This is a genomic window from Burkholderia sp. YHN3-13, assembly GCF_055810675.1.
Map to the genome: position 1 here is coordinate 160,449 of NZ_JBVVNQ010000004.1, position 13,152 is coordinate 173,600.

The following is a 13,152-nucleotide window of genomic DNA, read 5'->3' on the forward strand; positions in this document are numbered from 1 at the left end:
TGGTCGGATACCTGGACGACGAACGGCGCCGGGCCGTTTCGACATCGGTCCGGCATTTTTTTCGGCTTCGGATCGCTACGACCGGCCGTCCATCACGACGCGCCCCTCGGCGCGCCAGCGCAGCATCCCGCCACCGAGATTCGCGACCGCGTCGAAGCCGGCCTTCAGCAGGATCACGGTGGCCTGCGCGGAGCGCCCGCCGGCCCGGCACACGGTCACGACCGGCCGGTCGCGCGCGATCTCGCCGGCGCGTGCGGCCAGCTCGCCGAGCGGAATCGGCGTCGCGCCGGGCAGGTGCCCGAGCGGGCCCGTGAATTCGTCCGGCTCGCGCACGTCGACGACCTGCACGGCCGACAGATGATCCTCGAGCCACTGCGGATCGATTTCCCAGAACCCGGCGAACGTATAGACGAGGGGCGCCCAATCGGGCGCCGCCTGGGCATCGGGCGCGTTCGCGGCGACCCCGCATTGGAGGTTCGCCGGCACCGCGACGTCGATCTGGCGCGGGTGCGCGAGCCCGAGGTTGCGCATGTAGCCCGCGAAATCGTCCTCGCTGAGGTCGCCGCCGAGGCGCGGATTGAAACGCCGCTCCTCGCCGACGCTCGTCACCGTGAGCCCGCGATAGTCGTGCGCCGGATAGAGCAGGCAGGCGGCCGGCAGCGTGAAGAGCCGGCCGTGCACCGCGCGATACAGCGCGCGCGGGTCGCCCTGCTGGAAGTCGGTGCGGCCGGTGCCGCGGATCAGCAGGCAATCGCCGGTGAACGCCATCGATTCGTCGTCGAGCACGAGGCTGATGCAGCCGCTCGTGTGGCCGGGCGTCGCGCGCACGGTCAGGTAGCGCGCGCCGAACGCGCAGCGGTCGCCGTCGTTCAGGTAGCGGTCGGCGCCCTGCGCGCCGCTCGCGGCCGAGATCGCGATCGCACTACCCGTGCGCTGTTTCAGCAGCCACGCGCCGGTCACGTGATCGGCATGCACGTGCGTGTCGACGGTCGCGACGAGCCGCAGCCCGAGTTCGTCGAGCAGCGCCGCGTCGCGGCGCACCTGCTCGAACACCGGGTCGATCAGCAGCGCTTCGCGCGATGCGTGGTCGGCGAGCAGATACGTGTAAGTCGACGATTGCGGATCGAAAAGTTGCCGGAAGATCATCGCTCGGGTTCTCCGTCGCCGGTTCTTCGGTGAGGTGGGGGCGGGCCTGCGTGCCGCACATCGTCGTCCGGCACCGGCGTCGGCATGATGACATCGCCGTCGCGCGAGCGGCATCGCGCGCGTTGCGTTTCGCCCTCCCTACAGCGTAGATCAAAATGCATGCGCCGCCGGGGTACGGTGCGCGGCGACCGATTCCGAAGACGAATCGCACACGCCGGGACGATTCGCCACGCCCGGATGGTTGCGCGCACTGCCTTACACTACGGCCTGTTTTCGTCACAGTTCACAGGAATGCCACCGACATGTCGATGACGATCGATCCGAAGCAGGCCGCCGCGCTGCTGGCCGTCGCCGACACCGGCAGCTTCGAGCAGGCGGCCGTGCGCCTGCACGTGACCGCGTCCGCCGTCACGCAGCGGGTCCGCGCGCTGGAAGCCAGCCTCGGCACGCCGCTCGTGCTGCGCACGCGGCCATGCCGACCGACGGTGGCCGGCCAGCGCGTGCTGCAGCATCTGCGCCGCGTCGCGCTGCTGCAGGCCGACCTGCAAAGCACGCTCGCGACCGAGCGCGAATCGCCGATCTCGGTGACGATCGCGCTGAATTCCGACAGCCTCGGCACGTGGTTCCTGCCCGCGCTGACATCCGTGCTCGCGGGCGAGCGCATCCTGTTCGAGCTGATCGTCGAGGATCAGGACCATACGTTCGCGCTGCTCGAAAGCGGGATGGCGGTCGGCTGCGTGACGACCGAACCGAAGCCGATGCGCGGCTGCATCGCGACGCCGCTCGGCACGATGCGCTACCGGCTGCTCGCGGCCGCCGCGTTCGCGGTGCGCTGGTTCCCGCGCGGACTGAACCGCACGAGCGCGCGCAAGGCGCCCGTCGTCGCGTATTCACGGCGCGACACGCTGCAGTCGTCGTTCCTGAAGGAAAAGTTCGGGCTGCCGGACGGCGCGTACCCGTGCCACTACGTGCCCGGCACCCACTCGCACTTCGCGGCGGTGCGGCACGGGCTCGGCTACGCGATGGTGCCGGAGCCGCTGATCGGCGCGACGCCGCTCGATGCGCAAGGGCTCGTCGATCTCGCGCCCGCGCATCCGACCGATGTCACGCTGTACTGGCACGCGTGGACCGTGCAGTCGCCGACGATGGCGTCGCTGTCGGCGCGCGTCGTCGAAGCGGCGCGCCGATTGCTCGCGCCGCTGCCGAAATGACGTGAGGTGGCGAGCCGGCGACGCAGCCGGCTCGCGGCCGTTACGCGCGCCGCTGCGAGAAGTAGTCGCCGACCGCGCCGAGGAAGGTATCGATATCCGCGCGCGACACGTCGCAGTGCGTGACGAAGCGCGACGCATACAACATCTGCGTGAGAATCCCGCGCGCCTTGAGCCACGCCTCGAGCGGCGCGCAATCGGCTTCGGGAAATTGCGCGAACACCATGTTCGTCGCATGCGACAGCACCTTCACCGCGTCGATGCGCGCGAGGCCTGCCGCGAGATGCGCGGCATTCGCGTGATCGTCCGCGAGCCGCTCGACGTTGTGGTCGAGCGCATACAGGCACGCCGCCGCGAGAATGCCCGACTGCCGCATCCCGCCGCCCAGCACCTTGCGCCAGCGCTGCGCACGTTCGATCAGCGCACGGCTGCCGACCAGCACCGAGCCGACCGGCGCGCCGAGCCCTTTCGAGAAGCAGATCGACACGGTGTCGAACGGCGCGCACAGCTCGGCGATCGGGCGCCCCGACGCGACGGCCGCGTTGCACACGCGCGCGCCGTCGAGGTGCGCGGACAGCCCGCGGCTGCGCGCGAACGCGACGGCTTCCTGCACATAACCGTCCGGCAACACCTGGCCGCCGATCGTGTTCTCGAGCGCGAGCAGGCGCGTGCGGGCAAAGTGATTGTCGAGCGGCTTGATCGCCGCGGCGATCTTCGCGAGCGGCAGCGTGCCGTCCGGCGCATTCTCGATCGGCTGCGGCTGGATGCTGCCGAGCACGGCCGCGCCGCCGCCTTCGTACTTGTAGGTGTGCGCGAGCTGGCCGACGATGTACTCGTCGCCCCGCTCGCAATGCGACATCAGCGCGGCCAGGTTGCTCTGCGTGCCGCTCGGGAAGAACAGGCCGGCTTCCTTGCCCGCGCGCTCGGCCGTCACCGCCTGCAGGCGCAGCACGGTCGGGTCGTCGCCCCACACGTCGTCGCCGGTCTCGGCGGCAGTCATGGCGGCCAGCATTGCCTGGCTCGGACGTGTCACGGTATCGCTGCGTAAATCGATCATCGCTATGCCCTGAGTAAACGCGGGCCGGCATCGCTGCGTCCGGCCCTGCCGAAACGAGACTCAGAGTGTACGCAATTCACGCAGCGCGTGCCGCCCGTCGAGCGGCAATCGCATGGTCAGTATCGCGGCGGCGGCGGCTGGACGCCGGCCGGCGGCATCGGCGGCGCCGCGCGCGGCGCGCCGCCGTATCCGCCGCCGCCATACCCGCCGCCACTGCCGCCGCTCATTCCGCCCGGCACCGGCACGCGATTGCCCGTTGCGTACATGCATTGCAGATACGCGTAGTCGTAGCGGCGCTGGACGTCGTAGGCCGAGCCCTGCGCGGCGCCCGCGCCGACGACACTGCCCGCGAGCAGCCCCGCGCCGGCGCCCACGGCCGCACCGGTGCCGCCGTTGAACGCGGCGCCGGCCGCCGCGCCGAGCGCGGTGCCGACGGCGGCGCTGCCGACCGCGCTGGCGGTCGACGCCTGCCCGGCGCTCACGCCGCCCGATTGCCCGAACGCGTACTGGCGGCAGTTGCCGTCGTCGGCGCGGAACTGGTCGAACGACTTGCCGGTGCCCGGCAGCGCCATCACGCTCGGCCCGGTCGGCAGGTACGCGCATGCGCCGAGGCAGCCGGCCAGCGCCAGCGCGGCCGGCACGCGCAAGAATCGAAATGCGGATGTCATCGTCGCGCCTCCGTCACTGCGGCCGCGCCGGCACCGATCGCCAGCCCGACTTGCAGGTCTTCACATACGGGTAGTAGTGCTTCGACGCGTCGCAGTAATACCAGAGGTTCGCGTCGCCGTTGTCCTGCGGCTGGCCCTTCTCGACATATTCGGGCGGCGGCGGCGGATCGACCGGTACCGCGACGACGGGCGGCGGGTAGTAGTAAGGCGCGGGGACGACAGGGTAGTAATACGGGTAGCCGAAGCCGGGGCCGACATAGACCCCGACCCGGGCGGCATGCGCGACGCCGCCCGTCGCGAGCGCCACCGCGGCTGCCGCGCCCAGCGCGAGCTTCAATCCATTCACGTCACGTTCTCCAGCAGGCCGGTTCGCCGATACGAACCCGACACCCGAAACGCTACGCCGCGCGCGATCCGGCATCCATTACGGCCGGCCGCGCCAATGTTGCGCGGCGTTACCCGTGTGACAGCCGCTCCCGGCACCGCCCCGCCGCCACGGCCGCGTGCATTACGCGCTAACGCGCCGAAACGGATCGGCTGCCTCGCGCGCCGCGCACGGGCTGCCCGCCGCGCCGTTTCCGGACGATCGAAACCGTTCCGATGACGCGGCGCGCCATATTGACGCACGTGCGTCAGACCGCCACGCCATGGTCGTGCGCGCCGCGAACAGGCTTCTTGATACGAATCAACGATTTATCCCGACATCGCGCGCGGCGGGCTGGACATCTGCGACGAGTTGGCGCATTTCGCGGTGCAACATCGCGACGCATACTCCAGCCAACCCCGACGCCTGTCCGCCGGGGTCCGCCGGCACCCGCCGGCGGGTATCGTCAGCTTCGGTCATCTGGTATGGACACCGCACTTTCGGCCCTCGATCTGGCCCGCCTGCAATTCGCGTTCACCGTCTCCTTTCACATCGTCTTTCCGGCACTGAGCATCGGCCTCGCCAGCTTCATCGCCGTGCTCGAATACCGCTGGCTCAAGACCGGCAAGCAGTACTACAAGACCCTCTGTCTGTTCTGGTCGAAGATCTTCGCGGTCGCGTTCGGGATGGGCGTCGTCTCCGGCGTCGTGATGAGCTACCAGTTCGGCACGAACTGGTCGGGCTTCTCGAGCTTCGCCGGCGCCGTCACCGGGCCGCTGCTGATGTACGAGGTCATGACCGCGTTCTTCCTGGAAGCCGGCTTCCTCGGCATCATGCTGTTCGGCTGGAACCGCGTGAGCCCGCGCGCGCACTTCGGCGCGACGCTGATGGTCGCGATCGGCACGCTGATCTCGACGTTCTGGATCCTCGCGTCGAACAGCTGGATGCAGACGCCGCAGGGCTTCGAGATCGTCGACGGCCGCGTCGTGCCGACCGACTGGTTCGCGATCATCTTCAATCCGTCGTTCCCGTACCGCCTGTTCCACATGGCGATCGCCGCGTTCATCGTCGCGGCGCTGGTGGTGGCCGCGACAGGCGCGTGGCACCTGCTGAAGGGGCGCCGCGACAAGGGCGTGAAGAAGATGTTCTCGATGGCGCTGTGGCTGCTGCTCGTGCTCACGCCGCTGCAGGCCGTGATCGGCGACCAGCACGGCATCAACACGCTGAAGCACCAGCCCGCGAAGATCGCCGCGATCGAAGGGCTGTGGGAAACCGAAAAGGGCGGCACGGCGCTCAACCTGTTCGGCATCCCGGACATGAAGGCGGAAACGACGCGCTACGCGGTGCAGGTGCCGCACCTCGGCAGCCTGATCCTCACGCACAGCTGGGACGGCGAAATCCGCGGGCTGAAGGAATTCCCGCCGGAAGACCGCCCGAACTCGACGGTCGTGTTCTGGAGCTTCCGGATCATGGTCGGCCTCGGCTTCGCGATGATCGGCCTCGCCGCGCTCGCGTGGCTCCTGCGCCGCCGCGGCCGCCTGTATGAATCGAAGGGGTTCCAGCGCTTCGCGCTCGTGATGGGCCCGACCGGTTTCGTGTCGCTGCTCGCGGGCTGGGTGACGACCGAAGCGGGCCGCCAGCCGTGGGTCGTGTACGGCGTGATGCGTACCGCGCAGGCCGTGTCGCCGCTGTCGGTGCAGCAGGTCAGCCTGTCGATGATGACGTTCGTGATCGTGTACTTCCTCGTGTTCGGCACCGGCGTGTACTACATGCTCAAGCTGATGAAGGCCGGCCCCGCGCTGCCCGACGTGAAGCACGACGACACGCCCGACACGCGCCCCGATCACACCGCGCGCCGCCCGATGTCGGCCGTCGACGAGCTGATCGAGACCGTCTGAGCCCACCCCATCCGCATACGAGAAAATCTATGGACGTCACCGTAATCTGGGCCGCGATCATCGCATTGGGGCTCTTCATGTACGTCGTGCTCGACGGCTTCGACCTCGGCATCGGCATCGTCTTCCCGTTCTTCCCGGACGAGAAGGAACGCGACCTGATGATGAACACGGTCGCCCCCGTATGGGACGGCAACGAGACGTGGCTCGTGCTCGGCGGCGCGGGGCTGTTCGCGGTGTTCCCGATCGTCTATTCGACCGTGTTGTCCGCGCTGTACCTGCCGCTGATCTTCATGCTGGTGTGCCTGATCTTTCGCGGCGTGTCGTTCGAGATCCGCGCGAAGGCGCGCCGCACGAAGCAGCTGTGGGATCTCGCGTTCATCGGCGGCTCGGCCGGCGCGACGCTGTTCCAGGGCATCGCGCTCGGCGCGTTCCTGCAGGGCATCAACGTGAAGGACGGCGTGTTCGCCGGCGACGCGTTCGACTGGCTCACGCCGTTCAGCCTGCTGACGGGCCTCGGCCTGATCGTCACCTATGCGCTGCTCGGCTGCTGCTGGCTCGTCGCGAAGACCGAAGGCGACCTGCAGCGCCGCCTGCATCGCGTCGTGTGGCCGCTGACCGTCGTGCTGCTCGGCTTCATCGCGGTCGTCAGCCTGTGGACGCCGCTGCAGGATCCGGCCATCGCGCAGCGCTGGTTCGACTCGGGGCTGTTCTGGCGCCTGCTACCGGTGCCGTTCCTGGTCGCCGGGTGCGCGGTGTGGATGCGCCGCGCGGTACGCGACCGGCACGACATGACGCCGTTCGTGCTCGCGCTGGCGCTGGTGCTGCTCGGCTATGTCGGCCTGCTCGTCACGCTGTTCCCGTATGCGATTCCTCAGACGATGACGATCTGGGAAGCGGCGGCGCCGCGTTCGAGCCAGACCTTCACGCTGGTCGGCGCAGCGGTTATCCTCCCGATCATCATCGCCTACACGACGATGGGTTACTGGGTATTCCGAGGCAAGGTGCGCCATGAAGACCAGCATTACTACCACCACTGATTCCGCCGATCGCCCGCCCGAGGCGCCACGGCCGCGGATGCGCGGCTGGATGTGGTTCGTCGTGCTGTGGGCTGGCGGCGTGATCGGCGCCGTCACGCTCGGTTATGCGTTCAAGATCTTCATGAACCTGACGCTGTTCGCCGTGAAGTAAGCCAGGCGGCCGCCCCGGTCGAACGACGGTCGGGGCGGCCGTTTTTTCGTTGTCGTTGGCGGTCGCGGCTTCGAGCCGGTCACCGCTCGCACGACGTCGTGCACATCGCCTTGTCCATCGCGCTGAAGAAGGCCCGGTAGTAATCGGGCTCGACGACGGTCTTCATCCGCGAATCGCCGTTGCTGTCCCATACCGTGCGGTCGAAACGCGCGCGCACGATCGCGTCGCGCGCCGGCGTCACGCGAACCGCGACGACGGCGGCCACGCGCTCGTGATCCGGTTTGGCCGGCAAGCCGCCGATCCTCGCCTTCAGCGCGCCGCGCAGCAGTTGCCGCCACTTCGGAACCAGCGTGTCGCTGCGGCCGCCTTCGATCAGCCCCATATCGCGATCGACCGTCACCGGCGCATAGCCCTGCGCGCGCAGCACGGCCGCCGCCGCGTCGAGCGTGCGCGCCTGCGTCGCCCCCGCATAACGACGATCGCTCATCATGCGCAGCGTCTGCTGTTCGCTGTCCGTCAGGTCGACTTCGGTCTGGCTGACGCTGTAGCGCACCAGCGATCCGCCGCTGCCGATCTGACGTTCGTTTTGCGGCTTCGCCGCGCACCCGGCCAGCATCGCCAGCAGCCCGGCGCAGGCGAGCGCCAGCACACCGCGACCGCGCACCGGCGGCACCACTGCCAAGCGGCGCATCGCGCGCCGCGCCGTGCGGCGGTCGAGAAGGCGGCGGCGAATTCCTGTTGATCGGCAATCGGGGGGCGCTATGATCGTCATCGCGGTTTTCTCCTGTCGGCGTCATCTTAGGGACGCGCCACAGCCGCGACAAACGACATTTTCAGACTCACTGTGTAGCTTTTCTTCGCGATCTCACGATGCGCCGATTGCCGCCCCTGAACGCGCTGCGCAGCTTCGAAGCCGCCGGCCGCCTGCAGAGCCTCACCCTCGCCGCCGAGGAACTGAACGTGACCCAGAGCGCGATCGCGCAGCAGATCCGCGTGCTCGAATCGTACTTCGGACAGAAGCTGTTCGAACGCGACGGGCGTTCGCTGCGGCTCACGCCGCGCGCGCGGCATTACCTCGTCGACGTCGCGAGCTGCCTCGGACGGCTCGCGCAGGCGACCGGGCAGATGTTCGAGCCCGTCGGCGGCCATGCGATCCGGGTCAATGCCTCGGTGTCGTTCGCGCATGGATGGTTGCTGACGCAACTGGCCGCGTTCCAGGCCGCGCATCCCGATATCGACGTACAACTCGTCACGAACGCCGATGCCGAGCGCGACCAGATCGACGAAACGTGCGACATCGTGATCCGCCGGTACACGCCGGAGCTCCGCCGCAAGGGCTTCGTGTCGCGCCCGCTGCTCGCGAACGTCGCGCTCCCCGTGTGTGCGCCCGGCCATCCGGTGCTCGAACGGGCGCGCGTGCCGGCGGACCTGCGCAACGCGCCGCTGCTCCACTACGCCGGGCTGCCGCAAGCGTGGCAATACTGGTTCCACCAGGCCGGCACGGACGTCACCGAAACGCTGCGCGGGCCGTTCTATCGCGAGTTCTTCCTGTTGATCCAGGCGGCCGCGAGCGGGCTCGGCGTGTGCCTCGCGCCACGCGCCGTGGTGCGCGACGCGCTCGCGAGCGGCCGGCTGGTTGCCCTGTTTCCGGAAGTGCACCTGGAAGGGCCGCCGTTTCATTGCCTGTATCGCAACGACGGCGATCCGGCGCTGCGCACGTTCGTCGACTGGCTGTTCGCGCGAGCCGAGGAACTGGACGGCCCGCCGCCGCGGTAACGGACGGCGATGCCCGCGTCACCGCCGCTCGCGCAACGCCGCGTCGATCTTGCGGTCGGTCTTGTACTGGCTCAACGCATACACCGACCAGATCGCGGCCGGCAGCCAGCCGATGATCGTGATTTGCAGGACCAGGCAGATGATCCCGGCGATCGGGCGGCCGATCGTGAAAAACTGGAACCACGGCAGCAGCAGGGCAAGCAGAAGGCGCATGAACGATCCTCTCGGTGCGTCGTTGAACGGGTGATGCGCAGCCAATATGACGGGGGGCGCCCGTCATTTCAAGCCCGTGCCCGGCGCCCCATCGGCGCTACGCCGAATCCGCCAGCCACTGCGCGACGCGCGCGACGAGCGCGTCCGCTTCGTCGAAGCACTCGACGCCCGCTACCTGCGGCGCACCGCAGATCGTGAATACCGGCTTGCCCCACTGCAACCCGAGCGCGATTTCGGACAGCGTGCCGAGCCCGCCGCCGACTGCGATCAGGCACAGCGACGCACGCGCGACCAGCGCATTGCGCGTGATGCCGAGCCCGGTCGGCAGCGCGACGCTCAGGTAGGGATTCGCCAGCGTCGCATCGTCCTCGGGCAACAGCCCGATCGCGCAGCCGCCCGCCGCATGCGCGCCGCGCGCGGCGGCCTCCATCACGCCCTGCTTGCCGCCGCCGACGAGCGCCACGCCCGTCGACGCCACCGCGTGCGCGATCCGTTCCGCGACGCGCATCTGCTCGTCGGTCGCGTCGCGCGGGCCGATCAGGCCCGCCGGCATCCGGTGCCGGCTGGTGCCGCGTTGCCGCTGCGCCAGCCGCGCGAGCGCGTCGCGCGCCGGTTCGGACCACGCGCATTCAATGACGTCGTTGGCGAACAAGGCCTTCTCCCAGTGCCAGAACGCAGGTACAGATGGCCGTCAGCACGATCGACAGCACGGCTGCCTGCGAAAAATCGGTTTGCCCGTCCGACAGCTTCAGGTACATCAGCAGCGGCAGGATGTTGATCTGCGTGCCGGCCAGCGCGATCGCCGTGCCGTAGGTGCCGAGCGCGATCGCGGTGACGAGGCACCAGGCGGACGCGACGGACGGCCACAGCTCGCGCCACGCGACGTCGAGCCACGCGCGCCACGGCCGCGCGCCGAGCGTCAGCGCGGCGTCGAGCGGCCGCCGGTCGAGATTCGCGAGCGCCGGGTAGATCATCAGCGCGACGCGCGGAATCAGGTAGTACGCGTAGGCGAACGCGAGCCCCGGCATCGTGTAGATCGCGCCGCCGACCACGGTCGGATCGGCGCCCAGCGCGGCCAGCAGCGTGGTCACGAAGCCCGCGCGACCGAACGCGAGGATGAAGCCGTACGCGATCACCAGCCCGGAGAACGCGAGCGGCACGCCGAGCAGCGCGAGCGACCAATGGCGGCGGGCCGGCGACTGCCCGGCCAGCGCGAACGCGACCGGCACGCCGACGCCGACCGACAGCGTGCCGGCGCTCATCGCCAGCGCGAGCGAGCGCGCGATCGCGTCGGCGACGAGCGGATCGCGCCACACCGCCGCGAACGCACGGCCGCCGCCGTCGAACGCGGCGCCGACCAGCGCGGCCAGCGGCAGCACGAAGCACACCGCGAGCAAGGCCGCGGCGGGCAGCGCGCCGAAGCGGCGCAGCACGCCGCGCGCGGGTAAGGAGGCCGGCATTCCGTGCCCCTTACTGGCCGAGCGTGGCCTGCGACCAGAGCTGGTCGACCTCGGCCTTGCGCGCCGCCGCCTTCGCGACATCGAGCGGGCGCACCTGCGGCGCGTTCGGCAGCTTCGCCGCGACCTCCGGTGCGACCGGCGTGCCGGGCACGGCCGGGCGCACGTAGCCTTGCGCGAACAGCGCCTGCCCGACGTCGCTCATCACCAGGTTGAGCCAGAGCTGCGCGGCCGACGGGTTCGGGCCGTTCTTCACGAGACTCATCGCATAGGGCGCCGACACGCTGCCGTCCTGCGGAATCACGATGTCGGCCGCGTCGCCCATGCCGTCCGCGTACTTCGCCTTGAGTCCGTCGTTCTCGTAGCCGATCAGGATCGGGATCTCGCCCTTCACGAACTTCGCGTACGGCGTCGTGCCCTCGACGCGCAGCACGTTGCCGGCCTGCTTCAGCTTGCCGAAGAAATCCGCACCCGGCTTCGGGTTCTCGACGCTGCCGCCGTTCGCATACGCGGCCGCGAACACCGCGACCTGGCCCTGCCCCGTGGAGCGCGGATCGAGATAGACCACCGCGTTGCGGTACTCGGGCTTCAGCAGGTCGGACCAGCGCTGCGGCACGTTCTTGACGAGCTTCCGGTTGACGAGGAACGCGATGTTCAGCGAATGCACGGCGAACCAGCGGCCGTCGGTCGCGCGGAACACGCCCGGCAGCTTGTCGAAATTGACCGGCCGGAACGGCGCGACGACATCCTTGCCGGCCGCATCGAGCGCCGACGCCGCGAAGTAGTACGCGGTGTCGGCCTGCGGGCGGCGGCGCGACTTGTCGAGCGCGACGACGGTCGCGGCCGAGCCGATGTCGTTGTACGTGATCTCGACCTTCGGATAGCGCTTGCGGAATTCGGCGAACAGCGCCTTCCAGTTCGCCCATTCGGGGCCGGTGTCGAACGACACGACGAGCCCTTCGTCGGCCGCCTTCGCGTACAGCGCGTCTTCGCCCGGGTACAGCGGCGCGGCCTGCGCCGCCGCGCAAGAGAGCGCCGCGAGCGCACACAGCGCCAGCACGCGGGCGCGCATGGCTTTCACAAGAGGGGAGCCTGCAAGCATCGTGAATCTCCGTTAAACGAAAGGAATCAGTGCGCGTCCGGCGCTGCCGGCAGCACGAGCAGATGGCGCGGGTCGAGCGCGATGCTGCGCACGGCCGGCTCGCGCCCTTCGCACAACAGCACGTCGGCCGAGCCGTCCGGAATGAAGTCGTAGCGCTGCGTCGCGCCGAAGTACCGCACGTCGCCGCGGCGGCCTTCGATGCGATTCGTGCTGTGCGCCGGCGGATCGGCCTGCACGTGCTCGGGCCGCACGAGCACCGCGATCGCGTCGCCCGGCCGATGCGCACCCGTTTCCGCACGCAGGGTCGCGAAACGCACGTCGATCTCGCCGTGCGCGCGCACCTGCCCGCGCAGCAGCGTCGAATGCCCGACGAAGCGCGCGACCTGCGCGGTGGCCGGGCGTTCGTACAGGTCGCGCGGCGTGCCGGCCTGGAGCACGCGGCCGCCGTCGACGATCGCGACGCGGTCGGCCATGCTCAGCGCTTCGTCCTGGTCGTGCGTGACGAAGAGCGTCGTCGCGCCGCATGCGCGCTGCAGCGCGCGAATCTCGTCGCGCAGTTGGTGGCGGATGCCGGCATCGAGCGCCGCCAGCGGCTCGTCGAGCAGCAGCAGCTTCGGCTCGATCACGAGCGCCCGCGCGAGCGCGACGCGCTGCTGCTGGCCGCCGGACAGCATCGCGACGCCGCGCGTCGCATGGGCCGCCAGCCCGACCCGCTCGAGCATGTCGAGCGCGCGCCGGCGCCGCAGGTCGGCCGCCACGCCGCGCATGCGCAGCCCGTACGCGACGTTGTCGACGACCGACAGGTTCGGGAACAGCGCGTAATGCTGGAACACCATCCCCACTTCGCGACGCCACACGGGCACGCCGGCCACGTCGGCGCCGCCGATCGCGATGCGGCCGCGCCAGCCGTCGAGCAGCCCGGCCGCGAGCCTCAGCAGCGTGGATTTGCCGGAGCCGCTGCGCCCCATCACCGCGAGCAGTTCGCCCTGCGCGGCGGACAACGTGACGTCGTCGACGCCATGGCGGGCGCCCGGATACTGGAAACTGACGTGTTCGAATTCGAGACTCATGGATG

15 protein-coding genes are annotated in these 13,152 nt (G+C 69.7%); 5 read left to right on the forward strand and 10 right to left on the reverse strand.

Features of this window, described 5'->3' with window-relative positions:
• Positions 1 to 75 precede the first annotated feature (75 nt).
• A complete protein-coding gene (locus AC0KUR_RS12170; RefSeq protein ID WP_473375953.1) occupies positions 76 to 1,146 on the reverse strand; it encodes an MBL fold metallo-hydrolase in 1,071 nt (356 codons plus the stop codon).
• A gap of 302 nt (positions 1,147 to 1,448) precedes the next feature.
• Here AC0KUR_RS12170 and AC0KUR_RS12175 point away from each other — a divergent pair, with 302 nt between their 5' ends.
• The gene (locus AC0KUR_RS12175; RefSeq protein WP_069705697.1) at positions 1,449 to 2,357 is read left to right on the forward strand and encodes an HTH-type transcriptional regulator ArgP; all 909 of its coding nucleotides are present in this window, start codon (positions 1,449 to 1,451) and stop codon (positions 2,355 to 2,357) included.
• A gap of 40 nt (positions 2,358 to 2,397) precedes the next feature.
• Here AC0KUR_RS12175 and ltaE read toward each other — a convergent pair whose 3' ends face one another.
• From ltaE to AC0KUR_RS12190, 3 genes are all read right to left on the reverse strand, one after another.
• Complete coding sequence (gene ltaE, locus AC0KUR_RS12180; protein ID WP_034187698.1) at positions 2,398 to 3,411, reverse strand: low-specificity L-threonine aldolase; 1,014 nt, start codon at positions 3,409 to 3,411, stop codon at positions 2,398 to 2,400.
• A 116-nt stretch (positions 3,412 to 3,527) separates the two neighbouring features.
• Positions 3,528 to 4,079 carry a YMGG-like glycine zipper-containing protein gene (locus AC0KUR_RS12185; RefSeq protein ID WP_226252480.1) on the reverse strand — a complete coding sequence of 184 codons (552 nt, stop codon included), beginning with the start codon at positions 4,077 to 4,079 and terminating at the stop codon, positions 3,528 to 3,530.
• Positions 4,080 to 4,092: 13 nt separating this feature from the next.
• Positions 4,093 to 4,425: a hypothetical protein gene (locus tag AC0KUR_RS12190; RefSeq protein WP_049033456.1), complete on the reverse strand. Its 333-nt coding sequence runs from the start codon at positions 4,423 to 4,425 to the stop codon at positions 4,093 to 4,095.
• A gap of 503 nt (positions 4,426 to 4,928) precedes the next feature.
• On the opposite strand from AC0KUR_RS12190, the gene AC0KUR_RS12195 reads away from it, so the two are divergent.
• The 3 genes from AC0KUR_RS12195 to AC0KUR_RS12205 are packed head-to-tail and all read left to right on the forward strand — an operon-like array spanning position 4,929 to position 7,529.
• A complete protein-coding gene (locus AC0KUR_RS12195) occupies positions 4,929 to 6,341 on the forward strand; it encodes a cytochrome ubiquinol oxidase subunit I (protein WP_473375954.1) in 1,413 nt (470 codons plus the stop codon).
• Between the two features lie 29 nt (positions 6,342 to 6,370).
• A complete protein-coding gene (gene cydB / locus AC0KUR_RS12200) occupies positions 6,371 to 7,378 on the forward strand; it encodes a cytochrome d ubiquinol oxidase subunit II (protein ID WP_034187693.1) in 1,008 nt (335 codons plus the stop codon).
• Entirely contained in the window at positions 7,350 to 7,529 is a 180-nt protein-coding gene (locus AC0KUR_RS12205) for a hypothetical protein (protein WP_034187692.1), read from the forward strand. Before cydB ends, AC0KUR_RS12205 begins: the two co-directional genes overlap by 29 nt.
• A 79-nt stretch (positions 7,530 to 7,608) precedes the next feature.
• Here the strand turns inward: AC0KUR_RS12205 and AC0KUR_RS12210 are convergent, their stop codons facing one another.
• Complete coding sequence (locus tag AC0KUR_RS12210) at positions 7,609 to 8,301, reverse strand: hypothetical protein (protein ID WP_473375955.1); 693 nt, start codon at positions 8,299 to 8,301, stop codon at positions 7,609 to 7,611.
• Positions 8,302 to 8,399: 98 nt separating this feature from the next.
• Between AC0KUR_RS12210 and AC0KUR_RS12215 the strand changes: the two genes are divergently transcribed.
• A complete protein-coding gene (locus tag AC0KUR_RS12215; RefSeq protein WP_473375956.1) occupies positions 8,400 to 9,305 on the forward strand; it encodes a LysR substrate-binding domain-containing protein in 906 nt (301 codons plus the stop codon).
• A gap of 18 nt (positions 9,306 to 9,323) precedes the next feature.
• Here the strand turns inward: AC0KUR_RS12215 and AC0KUR_RS12220 are convergent, their stop codons facing one another.
• The 5 genes from AC0KUR_RS12220 to AC0KUR_RS12240 form a co-directional block, all read right to left on the reverse strand.
• Positions 9,324 to 9,518, reverse strand: coding sequence for a YqaE/Pmp3 family membrane protein (locus tag AC0KUR_RS12220; protein ID WP_034187689.1), 195 nt, complete (start codon positions 9,516 to 9,518; stop codon positions 9,324 to 9,326).
• A 97-nt stretch (positions 9,519 to 9,615) separates the two neighbouring features.
• Complete coding sequence (locus AC0KUR_RS12225; RefSeq protein ID WP_124608557.1) at positions 9,616 to 10,071, reverse strand: TIGR00725 family protein; 456 nt, start codon at positions 10,069 to 10,071, stop codon at positions 9,616 to 9,618.
• Positions 10,072 to 10,147: 76 nt separating this feature from the next.
• Positions 10,148 to 10,978: an ABC transporter permease gene (locus AC0KUR_RS12230; protein WP_034187687.1), complete on the reverse strand. Its 831-nt coding sequence runs from the start codon at positions 10,976 to 10,978 to the stop codon at positions 10,148 to 10,150.
• Between the two features lie 10 nt (positions 10,979 to 10,988).
• Entirely contained in the window at positions 10,989 to 12,077 is a 1,089-nt protein-coding gene (locus tag AC0KUR_RS12235) for an extracellular solute-binding protein (protein WP_034187686.1), read from the reverse strand.
• 26 nt (positions 12,078 to 12,103) lie between these two features.
• Positions 12,104 to 13,147: an ABC transporter ATP-binding protein gene (locus tag AC0KUR_RS12240; RefSeq protein ID WP_034187685.1), complete on the reverse strand. Its 1,044-nt coding sequence runs from the start codon at positions 13,145 to 13,147 to the stop codon at positions 12,104 to 12,106.
• Between the last annotated feature and the right edge of the window lie 5 nt (positions 13,148 to 13,152).